17 protein-coding genes are annotated in these 15,224 nt (G+C 48.7%); 3 read left to right on the top strand and 14 right to left on the bottom strand.

Annotation, left to right across the window (positions count from 1 at the left end):
* Window positions 1–68: 68 nt before the first annotated feature.
* A complete protein-coding gene (locus F941_RS00305; protein WP_005006555.1) occupies window positions 69–635 on the top strand; it encodes a 5'-methylthioadenosine/S-adenosylhomocysteine nucleosidase family protein in 567 nt (188 codons plus the stop codon).
* A 74-nt stretch (window positions 636–709) separates the two neighbouring features.
* On the opposite strand, the gene F941_RS00310 is transcribed toward F941_RS00305, so the two are convergent.
* The 13 genes from F941_RS00310 to ubiG all read right to left on the bottom strand — a co-directional run bounded on the left by F941_RS00310 (window position 710) and on the right by ubiG (window position 12,705).
* Window positions 710–1,330, bottom strand: a complete 621-nt coding sequence (locus F941_RS00310; RefSeq protein ID WP_005006558.1) for a TetR family transcriptional regulator C-terminal domain-containing protein — start codon at window positions 1,328–1,330, stop codon at window positions 710–712.
* A gap of 371 nt (window positions 1,331–1,701) precedes the next feature.
* Window positions 1,702–2,505 (bottom strand): ABC transporter ATP-binding protein, encoded by an 804-nt coding sequence (locus F941_RS00315; protein ID WP_005006559.1) that lies wholly within the window; start codon window positions 2,503–2,505, stop codon window positions 1,702–1,704.
* Window positions 2,506–2,519: 14 nt separating this feature from the next.
* A complete protein-coding gene (gene ssuC / locus F941_RS00320; protein WP_005006561.1) occupies window positions 2,520–3,335 on the bottom strand; it encodes an aliphatic sulfonate ABC transporter permease SsuC in 816 nt (271 codons plus the stop codon).
* Window positions 3,335–4,504 carry an FMNH2-dependent alkanesulfonate monooxygenase gene (gene ssuD, locus F941_RS00325; RefSeq protein ID WP_005006563.1) on the bottom strand — a complete coding sequence of 390 codons (1,170 nt, stop codon included), beginning with the start codon at window positions 4,502–4,504 and terminating at the stop codon, window positions 3,335–3,337. The genes ssuC and ssuD overlap by 1 nt, the downstream gene beginning before the upstream one ends.
* A 37-nt stretch (window positions 4,505–4,541) precedes the next feature.
* A complete protein-coding gene (locus tag F941_RS00330) occupies window positions 4,542–5,534 on the bottom strand; it encodes an aliphatic sulfonate ABC transporter substrate-binding protein (protein WP_005006565.1) in 993 nt (330 codons plus the stop codon).
* 30 nt (window positions 5,535–5,564) lie between these two features.
* On the bottom strand, window positions 5,565–6,512 hold the full coding sequence (locus F941_RS00335) for a sulfonate ABC transporter substrate-binding protein (protein WP_005006567.1): 948 nt from the start codon (window positions 6,510–6,512) through the stop codon (window positions 5,565–5,567).
* 329 nt (window positions 6,513–6,841) lie between these two features.
* Entirely contained in the window at window positions 6,842–8,194 is a 1,353-nt protein-coding gene (gene argA, locus F941_RS00340; protein ID WP_005006569.1) for an amino-acid N-acetyltransferase, read from the bottom strand.
* A gap of 130 nt (window positions 8,195–8,324) precedes the next feature.
* On the bottom strand, window positions 8,325–8,696 hold the full coding sequence (locus F941_RS00345; protein WP_005006571.1) for an RcnB family protein: 372 nt from the start codon (window positions 8,694–8,696) through the stop codon (window positions 8,325–8,327).
* Window positions 8,697–8,913: 217 nt separating this feature from the next.
* On the bottom strand, window positions 8,914–9,315 hold the full coding sequence (locus tag F941_RS00350; RefSeq protein WP_005006573.1) for an RcnB family protein: 402 nt from the start codon (window positions 9,313–9,315) through the stop codon (window positions 8,914–8,916).
* Window positions 9,316–9,919: 604 nt separating this feature from the next.
* Complete coding sequence (locus tag F941_RS00355; RefSeq protein WP_005006575.1) at window positions 9,920–10,339, bottom strand: hypothetical protein; 420 nt, start codon at window positions 10,337–10,339, stop codon at window positions 9,920–9,922.
* 149 nt (window positions 10,340–10,488) lie between these two features.
* On the bottom strand, window positions 10,489–11,235 hold the full coding sequence (locus F941_RS00360; protein ID WP_005006577.1) for a YciK family oxidoreductase: 747 nt from the start codon (window positions 11,233–11,235) through the stop codon (window positions 10,489–10,491).
* A 49-nt stretch (window positions 11,236–11,284) separates the two neighbouring features.
* On the bottom strand, window positions 11,285–11,995 hold the full coding sequence (locus F941_RS00365) for an HAD family hydrolase (protein ID WP_167571624.1): 711 nt from the start codon (window positions 11,993–11,995) through the stop codon (window positions 11,285–11,287).
* Window positions 11,992–12,705 (bottom strand): bifunctional 2-polyprenyl-6-hydroxyphenol methylase/3-demethylubiquinol 3-O-methyltransferase UbiG, encoded by a 714-nt coding sequence (ubiG, locus tag F941_RS00370; RefSeq protein WP_005006581.1) that lies wholly within the window; start codon window positions 12,703–12,705, stop codon window positions 11,992–11,994. Before ubiG ends, F941_RS00365 begins: the two co-directional genes overlap by 4 nt.
* Before the next feature lie 182 nt (window positions 12,706–12,887).
* On the opposite strand from ubiG, the gene F941_RS00375 reads away from it, so the two are divergent.
* On the top strand, window positions 12,888–13,505 hold the full coding sequence (locus tag F941_RS00375) for a thiol:disulfide interchange protein DsbA/DsbL (protein WP_005006582.1): 618 nt from the start codon (window positions 12,888–12,890) through the stop codon (window positions 13,503–13,505).
* A 55-nt stretch (window positions 13,506–13,560) separates the two neighbouring features.
* On the opposite strand, the gene F941_RS00380 is transcribed toward F941_RS00375, so the two are convergent.
* The gene (locus F941_RS00380) at window positions 13,561–14,244 is read right to left on the bottom strand and encodes a TetR family transcriptional regulator (protein WP_005006584.1); all 684 of its coding nucleotides are present in this window, start codon (window positions 14,242–14,244) and stop codon (window positions 13,561–13,563) included.
* 180 nt (window positions 14,245–14,424) lie between these two features.
* Between F941_RS00380 and rph the strand changes: the two genes are divergently transcribed.
* The gene (rph, locus tag F941_RS00385; RefSeq protein ID WP_026253456.1) at window positions 14,425–15,141 is read left to right on the top strand and encodes a ribonuclease PH; all 717 of its coding nucleotides are present in this window, start codon (window positions 14,425–14,427) and stop codon (window positions 15,139–15,141) included.
* The last annotated feature ends 83 nt before the right edge of the window (window positions 15,142–15,224 follow it).

Here is a 15,224-nt window from a genome sequence, read left to right on the forward strand (position 1 = left end):
GGTGAATCAATTAAGGCGGGCTTTGCGTATTTATGCTATATGCATGCAATACAGAAGCGGAGATGCATATGAGTCAGGAATTTGCCTTAATGATGGCGCTGCCGAATGAATCTAAAGGCCTATTTGAACAGGCAGGCATTGAGGTGCACTACAGCGGTATCGGTAAAGTGAATGCGGCCTTTAAAGCCTTTGAGGTGATTCAAAAAACCGGCTGCAAGGTCTTGCTGAATTTGGGCACGGCAGGCAGTTCGCACTTTGATGCGCATGCGCTGGTTGAAGTTACGCAATTTGTGCAGCGCGATATGGATGTATCGCCGCTGGGTTTTGCTGTTGGCGTGACGCCGATGGATGATGATCATCCTGCAGAAATCCGCTTAGACAGCTATTTTCAGCATTTGCCGCAAGGCATTTGCGGGACAGGGGACAGTTTTGAAATTGGCCAGCCCAAAGTGCCGTGCAATTTAGTGGATATGGAAGGCTATGCGATTGCTAAGGTCTGCAAGAAGCTGGGAGTGCGCTTGGTATCCGTAAAATATATTACCGATGGCGCGAATGAGACTGCGCATTTGGATTGGGAAGAAAATTTGCTGCTGGGCGCCAGAAAGCTGCTTGAACTTTATCAGATGGTAAAATAAAAGCTTAATAAAGAAGAATTCGGCGGCCATAGATCAACTATGGCCGTATGCCAAATTTCTGCAAGGGGCAGAAATTATTTTTCGCTGCGGGGAATTGCGCCGTAAAGCATCATATGCACTGTATGCTGAATCACGCGCTGCACCATGCTGCGGTTACGCAAGGTTTTGCCGGTCACCATTTCCATTTGCGTTGCAAAATCTGCATAGTTTTGGGTAATAGCCCAAATATTCAGAATAAACAATTCCGGGTCAATTTCTTTTGAAATTTTGCCTTGCTCTTGCCACATCGCAATGACTTTGGCTTTACGCTTGACTAATTTCTTTAAAGGCCCTTTTAGAATTTCAAGAATATGCGGCGCGCCTTGAATGACTTCCAGTGCAAATAAACGGGAAGCTTTAGGCTGTGTGCGCGAAACTTCAATCTTCTGCATCAAATAGTTGGTGATGGCTTCTTCGGGTTCTAATTCGGCTTCCAGCATTTGCAGCGGCGCAAGCCATTTTTGCAGCACTGTCGTCAAAACCTCAACGTACAACGCCTCTTTATTTTCATAATAATAGAAAATATTGGATTTATGCATTTCTGCAATTTGCGCGATTTCATCCAGGCTGGCGCCATTAAAACCGTATAGGGAAAAAACGTCCAGCGCAGCATTTAACAGCTGATGCCGTTTTTGTGTACTCTTTTTTTGTTCCATTAGCACTCTAAAACATGAAAAAAAGGGGAATGGGCAATTGTACGGCAAATCATCAGATTTGTGCATAACCAAAGCTTGTCATTTTATGACTTATGATGATTTATTTTTTAGATTGCCATTTAAAATCATGATGATATTTGGAATTAAATCAAATTAGAAAATATAGATTGAAAATTGAGATGTATTTTGTGGATTTAGAGGCAACCAGATAAGGAAATTGAGATTCTTAAGCACTTTAAAAGTGCGAATAGCGGGTATTCGTGGGCATTTCTCTGATTCAAATGTTATCCGTCGGAATAATGGATTTGAGATCCATTGGGTCGAAAAAATGCACGAACCATTGATCATGCATTTTTTCGGCTGGGCCGATTTTAGGTAGCTAAAACGGCATTTAAGACGCGCTGTTCAAGTTCTGAAAAGTCGATATTTTTTTTGCGTGGACGTGGAAGCTTAACGTCGAACTGCTGTGCAATATGGCCTTTGTCCAGCAGGATAATTCGGTCTGCAAGCTGTACCGCCTCACTGACATCATGCGTCACCAAAATGGCTGTAAAGCCTTGCTCCGTCCACAGCTTTTCAATCAGATTCTGCATGTCTAAACGGGTCAGCGCATCCAGTGCGCCTAAGGGCTCGTCCAGCAGCAAAATGCGCGGCTTATGCGAAAGGGCGCGGGCCAGCGCCGTCCGCTGGCGCTGGCCGCCAGAGAGCTGAGATGGCCACAGGCCAGCTTTTTCTTTCAGGCCGACTTTTTCCAGCATGGCGGAAGCATTGCCATGCGCATCCTTTGGCAAGCCTAACTGCACATTCTGCTCAATGCTGCGCCATGGCAGCAGGCGCGGATCCTGAAACATTACGCGGATGTCGTCAGCGCTGATGCCTTCGCGGATATGCCGTGCTGATTTGAACTTAATTTCGCCGTAGCTTTGTTTTTCCAAGTCCGCAATGAGGCGGAGCAGGGTGCTTTTTCCGCAGCCGCTGCGGCCGACAATCGCTAAAAACTCGCCTGGCTGAATGTGCAGGTCTAAATCTTCCAGCACTTTGACGCTGCCGTAAAATTTATGCAGCTGTTCGATAATAATTTCAGCGCCCAGCACCGCATGTGGGTTGATATCTGCTGCGGGGGCGGTTGGCGCCGTATTGCCGCCGGCATGACGGCCTAGGCTTAAATCAGTCATTTCATGCTCCTTGATTACTTTTGATAGCCTGAATGCCAGCGCAGCAGGTATTTTTCTAAAGCGACTGCCAGTACGTCCGCCAGTTTGCCCAGTAGGGCGTACAGCAGAATGCCGACAAGAACGATATCCGTCTGCAAAAATTCACGGGCATTCATGGTCATATAGCCGATGCCTGCCTGTGCTGAAATCGTTTCAGCCACAATCAGCAGCACCCAAACCAAGCCCAGTGAAAAACGCAGGCCGACCAGAATGGAGGGCATAGCGCCAGGCAGAATAATTTCTTTATACAGCTGCCAGCGGTTTAAGCCATAGCTTTTGCCCATTTCAATCAGCTGCGGATCGACCGAGCGGATGCCATGGTAGGTATTGATGTAAATGGGAAAGAAAACGCCGATTGCGACCAAAAACAGCTTGGCGCTTTCATCAATGCCAAACCATAAAATCACCAGTGGAATCAGCGCCAGCGCTGGGATGTTGCGGATCATCTGCAGGGTGGTATCCAGCAAATTGGAGGCAATTTTGGAAGAGCCATTCAGCAGCCCCAAAAGCAGGCCTAAGCCGCCGCCAACCAATAAGCCTATTAAGGCGCGTCCGGCGCTGACTTTGACATGGCGCCAAAGCTCGCCGCTCACCAGCAAATGCCAAAATGCAGTGACCACAGCGCTGGGTGCAGGCAGGATCCGGCTTTGCAGTAAACCTGTGGCAGAGGCAATTTGCCAGATCAAGATGAGTGCAATTGGAAACAGCCAAGGCAGCAAGCGCTGCCCGAACTGTGTTCCACGTGAAACCCGTTTTTCCTGAAGGGTTTCAGCCGAAACTGTTTTGGACATTAAGCCGGCTCCTTAATTTTCTTCTTGTTTTCATCCGGCGTGTAGTTGTTGGCGACAATCTCGCCGAATGGGCCAGTCAGGTTCGGCTGGGCCAGTTTTTTCTGTGTTTCCAGCGGCAGCAGCGGGAAGACCAGCTCTGCAAAGCGGATGGATTCTTCCAAATGCGGATAGCCTGAGAAAATAAAGGTGCTGATGCCTAAATTTGCATATTCCTGAATGCGCGCAGCGACTGTTTCTGGGTCACCGACCAATGCCGTGCCTGCGCCGCCGCGGACTAAGCCTACGCCCGCCCACAGGTTCGGAGAAACTTCCAGTTTTGTGCGGTCGCCATTATGCAGTTCGGCCATGCGGCGCTGCCCGACGGAGTCCATAGTTTTGAATTTGGCTTGCGCGGCTGCAATAGTCGCATCATCCACATATTGGATCAGCTCATCTGCCGCTTGCCATGCTTCTTCAGTGGTTTCACGCACAATCACATGCAGGCGGATTCCATAGTTCAGCTCACGGCCTTTGGCTTCGGCTTTGGCTTTCACCACGGCAATTTTTTCCTTAACTGCTGCCGGCGGCTCACCCCAAGTCAGGTAGGTGTCGACCTGCGACGTGGCCAGCTCAATGGCGTCATCAGATGAACCGCCAAACCAGAGCGGCGGATACGGTTGCTGAATTGGCGGGTATAATAGTTTTGCATCATCGACACTTAAGCGTTCGCCGTGAAACGTAAAGCTTTCCCCTGTATGCGAACGGCTTAAAATTTCACGCCAGATTTTGACGTATTCATTGGCTGTTTTATAACGGGTTGCATGGTCTTCATAAACCCCATCACCTTGCAGTTCTTTTTCATCGCCGCCTGTGACTAAGTTCAGCAGCACGCGGCCGTTGGATAGGCGGTCAAAGGTTGCCGCCATGCGTGCAGCTAAAGCTGGAGTGGTCACGCCAGGGCGCAGCGCGACTAAGAATTTTAAGCGTTTAGTGGCATCAATCAGGCTGGCCGCGGTCAGCCAAGGATCTTCACAAGAACGTCCCGTTGGAATCAGCACGCCTTCATAGCCCAGATTATCAACGGCAACTGCAATCTGCTTCATATAGGCGTGATCAACCGTGCGCGCGCCTTTGCTTGTGCCTAAGTAGCGGCTGTCGCCATGTGTCGGGATAAACCAGAAAATTTTCATGTGAAGTTCCTTAAATTAAAATGATCTTGCTCGGTGATCAATGCGTAGGAGGTGTCCAGACAATCGGCTGGATTTCAAGTTTGCTGGGGATCAGCCCCAATTTCTGAAACTCATCGGCAATGTTTTGCTGCGCCTGAACGACTTCAGGGCTTAATGGATTAATCGGCGCGGGCTTAACGCGGCGTTCAAAGGCTTTTTTTGCGACTTCAGGCGCTAAGCCTGTATTTTTCTGGTAGATGCCCAGCGCCACTTGCTGATGGCTGACAATCCACTGATCCGATTGATTCAGGGCTTTTAAAATGCGGGATGCGGCATTTGGATGCGCTGAGATAAATTTAGGATTAGCGACATAAAAGGCATAGGTCTTGTCAAAATCACCGGTTCGGGTAATAACGCGGGCATGGCCTTGCACCTCTGCCGCGGCAAGGAATGGGTCCCAAATCGCCCAAGCGTCCACGGACTTTTTATCAAAGGCTGCGCGGGCATCGGCAGGCGGCAGCCAAATGGGCTGAATATCGGTCCACTTTAATCCTGCTTTAGCTAAAATTTTGGAGAGGAATTCATGCGCATTGGAGCCTTTTTGCAGGGCAATGCGTTTGCCTTTTAACTGGCTGATATTTTGAATGGGGCTTTGCGGCGGAACCACCAGCGCCAAGCTTTGATCGCCATAGACTTCGTAGCCCGCATAATTCAGATCCTTGCCTGCCGCTTGCGCAAAAATAGGCGGGGTATTGCCGACAGCGCCATAATCAACAGCGCCGACAGCCAGCGCTTCCAGCAGCTGCGGGCCGGCAGGAAACTCTTTCCACTCGACTTCAGCATGCGGGAATTGCTGTTCAATGAATTTTTCGTCACGCGCCACCAGCAGCGTCAGAGAGGACTTTTGAAAGCCTATCGAAACTTTTTTGATTTCATCTTGAGAAGCTGTTTCGGTATCCGGTTTTTGCACAGCTTGCTCTTTTTGGCAGGCGCTGAGCGCAAGGCTCAGCGCGACAAGTCCAACGGAGCTTATGGTTTGAATGTGCTTCATCGTAATACCTGCTTATTTTATAAATAGTTGTTATTTAATAATGGCCGCATCTATATTGAGCTTTTGCGGAATTAATTTTTGTTCGAAGAAAGCGTCAGCCACCTGCTGCTGATGTTTGATGATTTCTGGCGCTAAAGGGGTGACGCCAAAGCCCATGCGGGAAATAGAAGTTTTCAGTACTTTAAAATCCAGCCCTGTTGGCTTTTCCAGCAATTGGGCCGCTTCGTTCTGATGTGCTTCCACCCATTGCGTGGATAGGTTCAGTTCGTTGACTACGGCTTGAATCACTTGCGGATGCGCTTCGGCAAATTTGCGGTCTGCCAGATAGAATTGGTAGTTGTTGACCAGCTTTTCACCATCGGCAAGCACGCGCGCGCCAATTTGATGTTCTGCCGCAGACAGGAACGGATCCCAAATCACCCATGCATCCACTGCGCCTTTTTCAAAGGCGGCGCGGGCATCAGAAGGCGGAAGGTAAACCACTTCAATATCGCTGAGCTTTAAACCGTGGGCTTCCAGTACTTTCAGCAGCAGATAATGCACATTTGAGCCCTTATTCAGGACCACACGCTTACCTTTTAAATCGGCTACGGACTGAATCTTGGAATTTTTCTGCACGATCAGCGCTTCCGCTTTGGGCGCCGCTGGCTGATTCGCCACATAGACCAAATTTGAATTGGCGGCCTGTGCAAAAATCGGCGGCGCTTCACCTGATTCACCAAAGGCCACGCTGCCGACATTTAAGCCTTCCAGCAGCTGCGGGCCGGCAGGGAACTCGACCCATTTCACGCTGACATTTTGCTTTTTCAGCGCTGTTTCTAATACGCCGCGTTCTTTTAAAATCGGCAGCATGCCATATTTTTGATAGCCAATATTTAAGGTCACGGCTTGTTCGGCTTCTTGTTTGGAGCAGCCAGTGAGCATCATTACAGCCGCAACTGAAGACAGAACCCAAAAATTTGTGCGGCGAATGCTCATGGCGGTGTATTCCTGACTGAAAATATTCATGATTTGACAGGGAATACGGTAATGATTTTTCTTTTTCGGAAAAAATAAGAAAAAATTCATTTGTCATGAATAAAAAAGATAAATCAAAAAGTGCAAAGCTTATGTGTTTTTAAGCATTATCAAGCCGGGAACTGAGATGGATATGAATTTATAAATGAATGAAAAATATATATAAATTTGAAAAATCATAAATAGGGGCCGCGAGAGTCCGCCGAGGGCGGATATGAATTTTTTTTCTTGCTGAATTTTTTCGCATAAGCATATTTAAAATTTAGCTATGCAGGCATTAAAAAACCGCATTAAAGCGGTTTCTTGCACACTATAGAGCTGCGCTGATAATTGTACAGCGCTTGCCTTGCATTGGGCAGTTCATCGACGCTGGCCTGCTCAAAGCCCTGCTCTAAGAACCAGTGTGCGGTCCGTGTTGTTAAAATAAACAGCTGCTGAATGCCCAGAGCGCGGGCTTTTTCTTCTAAATAATGCAGAATTTGGCTGCCGCGGTTGGATTTTCGGTAACTCGGATGCACAGCAACGCAGGCAATTTCTGCGGAACGCAATTCGCCTTCAGCGGTTGGAATCGGGTATAGGGCCGCACAGGCTAAAATGGTGCCGTCGCGTTCAATGACCGCAAATTGATCGATTTCATTTTCCAAGCGCTCCCGTGAGCGGTAGACCAAAATGCCTTCTTCTTCCAGCGGGCGCAGCAGGCTGATCAGGCCGCCGACATCCTGAATATTGGCCGTGCGCACTTCTTCATAGTGCGCATCGGTGATCATGGTGCCGGAACCATCGCGGGTAAACAGCTCTTCGACCAGCGCGCCGTCGTAAGCATAAGAAATTAGATGCACACGGTGCACGCCTTGCAGCGAGGCAGTCTTTGCGCCCTGCAGATGCAGCGCAATATCCGGATTGGAATCCTGATACTGCAGAATATGGCGGTCCAGTTGATGCGGCGCGACTTCACGCTGCAATTGCCCATGCTCATTCAGCAGGCCATGCTGCTTGCCTAAAAAAATTAATTTATCCGCTTTCAGGCTGATGGCGGTTTTGGTGGCGACTTCTTCAGCCAGCAGATTAAATACTTCGCCAGTTGTGGAATAGCCTGTTGGGCCAAGCAATACAATATTTTGACTGTTTAAATGGCGCTGAATGGCATCGGTATCTACGGAGCGGACTTCACCGGACAGCTGAAAATCAATGCCGTCACGGATGCCGTAAGGCTTGGCTGTAATCAGATTGCCGGAGACGACATCAATGCGCGCGCCGTACATGGGGGAGTTGGCCAGTCCCATAGAGAGCAGGGCTTCAATTTGCAGGCGGATCGAGCCGGAAGCGCTCATGACCGCGCCTAAGGATTCGCGTGTGGTGATGCGGCGGTGATTATGAAACGGCGTCTGCAGCTGGCTGGCTTTTAAGTTCTGATTAATCTGCGGCCGTGCGCCATGCACCAGAATCAGCCGGATGCCTAAAGAGTGCAGCAGCGCAATGTCATGAATAATATGCTGAAAGTTTTCATGCTGCACCGCTTCGCCGTCAAACATGAGGACAAAAGTTTTACCGCGGTGGGCATTAATATAGGGTGCAGAATGCCGAAACCAGTGCACATATTGCAAAGTTGTGCTGTCTGTTGGTTCTATCGGATTCATCTGCATGCTGATCTCAAAATCGAAATGTCTTTTAGATTCTAATCAAAAATCGGCAGGCTGACAGAAGAATTATGCTTTTCGCAGCAAAAAACCGCCTGAATGGCGGTTTTTAAGGAAGAAGAGATCTGCTGCCTGATCAGTTCATAATGCGCACAATGCGGTCAGTGCGCTGGTTGACCAGCACGTAGTCGCCATTGATTTTGTACCATTGCTGATAGCGTCCGGTACTAGGCAAGCGGCGCGCTTCACGGTCACTGACTTTGTAGCGTGATGAGTCAAAGCTGCGCGGCAGGGTTTGGCCGGCACGCCATTGGCGGCTCGGGTTTACACGGCTGTCATTCCAGCGCTGCTGGTCATAGCGGTTATGATCAAAACGCTGATCTTGATGATTTTGGCCGTAAGCGTATGAATAGCGGCGGTCATCATTGCGGTAATCTGGCGCGGCCATTGCGGAAGCTGCAATTAATCCAGTTAAAGCCAATACGGTTGCAGTAAGAACTTTTTTCATTGCGGTTACCTTAATTCTGCTGAAGCATCTTTGTTTCGATGCCTTCAAATTAACGGGAAAGAGCAGAGAAAGCGTGAGGGCAATTGAGTGGAATTGTATATTTGATGAAGGAAAAAAGGAGCTGTGCAATTTTGCTGAATGCTTTTGGAACTGCAGGTTTCAGAGCCGTAGACGCAAAAAAGCCCAAACAGGGTTGGGCTTTTTGAGCAGCGCAAATTTATAAGCCAAGAATGCGCAGAATGCTGTTATTTTCCGAATTCACTAAGATATAGTCGTTGTTGATTTTGTACCACTGCTGGCTGCGGCCCGGTTTTGGCAAGTCATAGTCGCGGTAATCGACTTTATATCCGTCTCCGCGGTAATGCTGCGGCATGACATAACCCGTTTGCCATTTGTGCTGCTGCAGGCGCTGTACACCGCGCTCTTCACGCATGCGGCGGTTATTCTGCATACGGTCATCGTCATCATCGCCACGGAAGTCACGGCCTGGTTTGCCTTGATTAGAATTCCGTGGATGGTCGTAACCGCGGTCTTGATCAAAGTGAGGCGCAGCATTACTCAGACTGCTGGTCATCAAAGCACTGAAAGAAATCGCTAAAACAGCCAAAATCTTTTTCATGTTGAATCCTCATAGGAACAATTTATTTTCAATACAGCTACTGTACGCAAAAAATGCAGAGAAACTGTGAAGAAAGATAAATAATTCTTTAAATAAAATGCAGAAAATACGGATATTTTGCATTTGGCTGCACAATAAAAACAAACGCTTAGACTGCTTGCCTGCAGCGTTTATACCGATTGCGTACAAGCATAGCAAATTTTGACTTTCATGCTGAAATAATTAAAAACTTTGCTGATTTAACGGGCTGCTGCTGTATAAGGAGTCTAGTTGTTTTGCTGTGTGAGGCGCTGCATGGACAGTGCCGCCACGGCTATAGTTCTGTTTCGGCAGCTTTGTCCAGTGCAGCAATTAAATTTTCAGCCAGCTGTAAAGATGCAATAGAACGGATGCTTTCAACTTTGCGCTTTTGGCCTGCCAATTTAAGCCTTGCTGTATGTTCAATTGAAAGAGCATAAAATAGAAGTATTAATTTACAAAACGAAATATTTTTATGAATTTGATTTAAAAATTAGATATTTAGTGTGCGTTTATATTGCAGTTTTGAACTAAAAAGGCTTACCGGAATAAGCCTGTGCAAGCAGGTATGTTGTGAATGCGCTGCTTAATAAGCGTAATTGAGGTCAGTGTAGTCGCTCAGTGACTTTGCAATATGCGCTTGAATGAATTCGCGCACGTCCTCAGCGCTCATTGGCTCACCTTGCTTAGTAATCACATGTTCAATGGGCGGCTGGCCTGAAGCGGTAATTTTATAGACAAAGTGTTTTGCTGCTTTATAGTGATCCCCGTCTTTGACAATGCCCAAGGTATAGCTGTAAGCATGTTCAAAATTCAGATCACTATGAGAGAAAACAAACTGTTCGAACAGTTTTACGCTCTGTCCGGAGCTGAGCGCCTTCAATTCTTCTGCAATGCTGGGGTCAAACTTCATGCCGTATTTTTCAGATAGCGGCTGGCCGTCAATCAGCAGGCTGATCATGCCGTCTTCGGCTGGGGTTACGCTAATATTGCTCAAGTCAGACATGACGCTCTCAATGCTTCAAAATATTTGGCACTAAGTATCCGCATATTGCATAAAATTTCAAGGCTGCTTTGGCATGAGGGAAAATGCCCGCAATAAAAAAGGAAGCGCGAGGCTTCCTTTTTCTGTTAACAGTTTAGTTTGAATGTCATTCAATCCTGTGCATCAATGCTTTGACCATTCATCTGCAGGCTGTCATCGCCCATCAAATACAAGTAGGCGGGCATGATCTGCTCTGGTGTCCGCAAGGTTTTTGGATCTTCGTCCGGATAGGCTTTGGCGCGCATGGCGGTACGGGTGGCGCCTGGATTAATGCAGTTGTAGCGGATATTCGGATGAGTATTTTCTTTCGCAAACAGCGTACTGACGGCTTCAATGGCAATTTTAGACACGGAGTAGGCGCCCCAGCGTTCACGGGCTTCACGGCCTACGCCTGAACTGGCAAAAACCACAGAAGCATGTTCGGACTTTTGCAGCAGCGGCAGCAGTTCCTGCGTCAAGACAAAGGGCGCGCGCAGATTGACGGCCATCACGTCATCCCAGACATCTACAGGGTAGTTGGCCAATTCTGTGCGTTCACCCAAAATGCCGGCATTGTGCAAAATACCGTCTAAACGGCCAAATTGGCGTTCCAGCGTATCCACCAGCAATTCATAATCACGAGGAGAGGCGCTGGACAGCTGCAGCGGCAAAATTGCCGGCTGTGGAGCGCCCAAGCCTTCGATTTCATCATAAATGACTTCCAGCTTATTCAATGTACGCCCATGCAATACCACTGTTGCGCCATGCAGCGCATAGCTGATGGCCGCCGCGCGGCCAATACCGTCGCCCGCACCGGTAATCAGGATGATGCGATCTTTCAGCAGATCTGGGCGAGGCTGATATTCTGAATATTTCATGTTAAGCCTCCTCGTTTTATTGTGCTTGCACGATGGTTTTGTGCTGTTGTTATAGCTGTTCGGAAGTCAGCGTTTTTGCTTTGAGCGGCGCAATCACCAGCTGGCGAACCGCCTGATGCAATTGTTCTACATTATTCACTATACAATCTGCGCGCCACGCTGTTAAGTCATCTTTGTACTGCAGCGGTAAATAGCCGTAGGCTGCCAAAATGGTGTACATATCCGCATGGCGTCCTGCATCAATGTCACGCGGATGGTCGCCGACATAAATGCAGTCTCTGGCATCCAGATTGATGGCTTTTGCGGCCAGATACATCGGTTCCGGGTCAGGCTTGGTTTTGCTGACATCTTCAGGGCAAACCAAAACCGAACAGCGCGCTGTTAAATTCAGCGCCTGCAGCAGCGATTCACTGAGCCAGCGCGGCTTATTGGTGACAATGCCCCAAGGAACCTGATGGCTTTCCAGTTCTTCCAGCAGAGGATACATGCCGTCAAACAGGTCGGTATCGACCGCAATATCGGCGCCGTATAAATCTAAAAAGCGCTGGCGGTGCGCCAAAAAGACCGGGTCTTCGGCATCCAGTTCAGGATAAACCAGCTTAACCATAGCGCGCGCGCCTTCTGATACCTGAGTGCGGATCAGGTCGGCATCCACCACGGCGCAGCCTTTTTCACGGCACATGTCCTGCAGAATGCGGATAAAATCCGCTGCGGTATCAATCAGTGTGCCGTCTAAATCAAACAGGACTGCTTTCATCAGGCACCTTCATTGACGGTGTGAACCATGTAGTTCACATCAACATTCGGCGCCAGCCAGTAGCGTTTGGTCAGCGGATTGTAATGCAGGCCGGTCATGTCTTTGAGTTTTAGATTGGCGCTGCGGATGTCATGCGCCAGTTCTGACGGCTTGATGAATTTATGATAATCATGCGTGCCTTTGGCCAGCATGCGCAGCACATATTCCGCACCGATAATGGCAAATAAATAGGCTTTAGGGTTGCGGTTGATGGTTGAGAAAAACACATGGCCGCCCGGCTTAACCAGCTTTTGGCAGGCTTGAATGATCGATGCCGGATCAGGCACATGTTCCAGCATTTCCATGCAGGTCACCACGTCATACTGCCCCGCCTGTTCTTCGGCCAATTGTTCTACAGGAACTTGACGGTATTCGATATTTTGCACATTTTCCTGCTCGGCATGCAGGCGCGCGACATTCAAAGGCGCTAAGCCCATATCAATGCCCAGCACATCCGCGCCGCGGCGCGCCATGCTTTCCGCTAAAATGCCGCCGCCGCAGCCGACATCCAGCACTTTTTTCCCGCTGATGCCGCCAGAATGCTCATCAATCCAGTTGAGGCGCAGCGGGTTAATCATGTGCAGCGGTCGGAACTCAGAATGCTGATCCCACCAGATGGCAGCAAATGCTTCAAATTTGGCAATTTCTTGCGGGTCAACATTCAATTGAGACATCAGAGTCACCTCAAGCAGGCCGTTATATTTTAAAAAGTCTATGGGAAGCTAGTGTAGCGTTTATTCTGGAAAAAGCGATAAAAGCCATAAAAAAGTTCACAGAATGAAAACGAAATCCGGCCGTTTTGATTTATAGTGTGAGCATAAGCTAATCATAATGATTCCAGAGGATTATAAGCTTCATGAAAAAATTCCTTTTCAGCAGTGCAGCCGCTGCTCTTTTTGCTTTTTCAGGCAGCGCCATGGCCGCGCAATTTGTTGCAGGCAAAGACTACACTGTTCTTCCCACACCTGTCGCTGTTGAAAAGCCGGGTAAAATTGAAGTGCGTGAGTTCTTCTGGTACGGTTGTCCGCACTGTTTCAAGCTGGAGCCGCATATGCAGGCTTGGCTGAAGCAAATGCCGAAAGATGTGCGTTTTGTGCGTACGCCGGCGGCGATGAATCCGCTGTGGGAGCAGGGCGCGCGCGCCTATTATGTCTCTGAAGCTTTAGGCGTGCGTCCAAAAACGCATTTGACTTTGTTCCATGAAATTCAAGCCAATGGCCAAAATATTTTAGAACAGCCTGCTTTCGCCAAGTTCTTTACCCAGTTCGGCATTCCAGAAGCGAAATTCAACAGCACCTATAAGTCCTTCCCAATCACCTCTAAAATTGCTCAGGCGCAGGACTTGGCCAAGCGCTATCAGCTGACTGGCGTGCCGGCAGTGACAGTAAATGGCAAATATGTGATTCAGGGTGAAGATCAAAAAGTGACTCAAGTGTTGAACTATTTGATTGAACAGGAACGCAAAGCGAAATAAGCATCCTTGTGCTTAATTTTTGCTCAATTAAAACCCGCAATACATGCGGGTTTTTTTAGGCTTGATCGATTGGATGCGCGGGAAAATGTTCAGCAGCTGGCGCGCTTTCCCAATTTAAGATGCCGCGGAACAGCAGCTGCACTTGAAACAGGGCTTGGGTTTTAAAGTTTTCGCGCTGTTCGGCCTGCTGGCCGGGTTCAATGCGCCGGCGGATTTCAATCCAGCCCATGGCCCAGTCCAAAGCCAGCTGAATGAGAAATTGCGCCAGCATGCGCCGGTCTTGCGCCTGCTGTATCTGCTGCATGGTTTGAACCCGCCCCAGATCATTGGCTAAATCATCAATTAAAAACTGAATTTCGCGGTCAATGGCTAGGCGCAGCGCCGCGGAACCGCCCCAGCGCTCTGAAATTAAAAAAATCCAAGGTTCGGGGTGATGCGCAACGGCTTGAAAAAAAATATCCAGGCTGACTTTGGTCTTGGCATTCGGCTGATACAGATAGGCCTGCCCCAGCTGATGCAGCACGCCTTTTAAATGCAGGGCCGCCTGATCAATCAGTTCCAGCCCCAGCTGATCCATGTTGGCAAAATGACGGTAAAACGCGGCTGGCACCAGGCTGGCATGGCGGGTCATTTCACGCAGGCTCATGCTGCTGAACGCCCGTCCAGACGTGCTGAGCAGCAGCGCGGCATCCAATAAGGCCTGACGGCTTTGCTGCTTGCGTTCATCGCGTAAAGACATAAAATCACCTTTTCCTGAGTGCAGTCAGTCTAGCAAAAAAGAGGCATTTAAACGATGCTGCTCATGGGCCGGCCAGGCCGGCAGCTGCTGAGGTGTAAATCCGTAAATGCCGCGTCAATCTTTCAGGCAGCTTCTGCTATACTTAGGCGCAATAAATTTTTGACAGAAGAAGGGCTCAACATGCGTATCGACCAGCGTGCTTTAGATCAATTACGTGAAGTAAAAATTACCCGCAATTATACCCGTTATGCGGAAGGCTCAGTATTGGTTGAATTCGGTCATACAAAAGTACTGTGCACTGCCAGCATCGAAAATTCAGTGCCGCGTTTCTTAAAAGGCCAGGGCCAAGGCTGGGTAACTGCAGAATACGGCATGCTGCCGCGCTCTACGCATACCCGTTCTGACCGTGAAGCTGCCCGCGGCAAGCAAAGCGGACGCACACAGGAAATTCAGCGCCTGATTGGCCGCAGCCTGCGCGCGATGGTCGATTTGAAAAAGCTGGGTGAAAACACCATCACCATTGACTGTGATGTCATTCAAGCGGATGGCGGCACACGCACTGCATCGATTACCGGCGCTGCTGTGGCGTTAATTGATGCCATGAATGTGCTGCTGGAAAAGAAAAAAATTAAGCATGACCCATTAAAAGGCTTAGTGGCGGCAGTGTCTGTCGGCATTTTTAAAGATGAAGCGCTGCTGGATCTGTGCTATGAAGAAGATTCAAACTGCCAGACTGACTTGAACGTGGTGATGACGCAAGCGGGCGAATTTATTGAAGTGCAAGGAACGGCGGAAGAAAAGCCGTTTACCCGCGCGCAATGCAACGAAATGCTGGAACTGGCTGAAAAAGGCATACAGGAACTCATTAAAAAGCAGCAGGATGCTTTAGGCTGGTAAAGCTGCTGATTTAATTCAAAAAAAAGACGCACCTTCGGGTGCGTTTTTTGTTTTTCACCGGGCTGAAATAAAACCATCACCGC

The organism is Acinetobacter bouvetii DSM 14964 = CIP 107468, assembly GCF_000368865.1.
GTDB classification, from domain to species: domain Bacteria; phylum Pseudomonadota; class Gammaproteobacteria; order Pseudomonadales; family Moraxellaceae; genus Acinetobacter; species Acinetobacter bouvetii.

Excerpts from the sequence above, each read along its gene's own strand:
- F941_RS00345 (WP_005006571.1), bottom strand. The coding sequence starts at position 8,696 with ATGAAAAAAGTTCTTACTGCAACCGTATTGGCTTTAACTGGATTAATT.
- ubiG (WP_005006581.1), bottom strand. The coding sequence starts at position 12,705 with ATGTCTCAATTGAATGTTGACCCGCAAGAAATTGCCAAATTTGAAGCA.
- argA (WP_005006569.1), bottom strand. The coding sequence starts at position 8,194 with ATGCAGATGAATCCGATAGAACCAACAGACAGCACAACTTTGCAATAT.
- F941_RS00310 (WP_005006558.1), bottom strand. The coding sequence starts at position 1,330 with ATGGAACAAAAAAAGAGTACACAAAAACGGCATCAGCTGTTAAATGCT.
- F941_RS00350 (WP_005006573.1), bottom strand. The coding sequence starts at position 9,315 with ATGAAAAAGATTTTGGCTGTTTTAGCGATTTCTTTCAGTGCTTTGATG.
- F941_RS00315 (WP_005006559.1), bottom strand. The coding sequence starts at position 2,505 with ATGACTGATTTAAGCCTAGGCCGTCATGCCGGCGGCAATACGGCGCCA.
- F941_RS00360 (WP_005006577.1), bottom strand. The coding sequence starts at position 11,235 with ATGAAATATTCAGAATATCAGCCTCGCCCAGATCTGCTGAAAGATCGC.
- F941_RS00330 (WP_005006565.1), bottom strand. The coding sequence starts at position 5,534 with ATGAAGCACATTCAAACCATAAGCTCCGTTGGACTTGTCGCGCTGAGC.
- F941_RS00380 (WP_005006584.1), bottom strand. The coding sequence starts at position 14,244 with ATGTCTTTACGCGATGAACGCAAGCAGCAAAGCCGTCAGGCCTTATTG.
- F941_RS00305 (WP_005006555.1), top strand. The coding sequence starts at position 69 with ATGAGTCAGGAATTTGCCTTAATGATGGCGCTGCCGAATGAATCTAAA.
- F941_RS00355 (WP_005006575.1), bottom strand. The coding sequence starts at position 10,339 with ATGTCTGACTTGAGCAATATTAGCGTAACCCCAGCCGAAGACGGCATG.
- F941_RS00375 (WP_005006582.1), top strand. The coding sequence starts at position 12,888 with ATGAAAAAATTCCTTTTCAGCAGTGCAGCCGCTGCTCTTTTTGCTTTT.
- rph (WP_026253456.1), top strand. The coding sequence starts at position 14,425 with ATGCGTATCGACCAGCGTGCTTTAGATCAATTACGTGAAGTAAAAATT.
- F941_RS00335 (WP_005006567.1), bottom strand. The coding sequence starts at position 6,512 with ATGAGCATTCGCCGCACAAATTTTTGGGTTCTGTCTTCAGTTGCGGCT.
- ssuD (WP_005006563.1), bottom strand. The coding sequence starts at position 4,504 with ATGAAAATTTTCTGGTTTATCCCGACACATGGCGACAGCCGCTACTTA.
- ssuC (WP_005006561.1), bottom strand. The coding sequence starts at position 3,335 with ATGTCCAAAACAGTTTCGGCTGAAACCCTTCAGGAAAAACGGGTTTCA.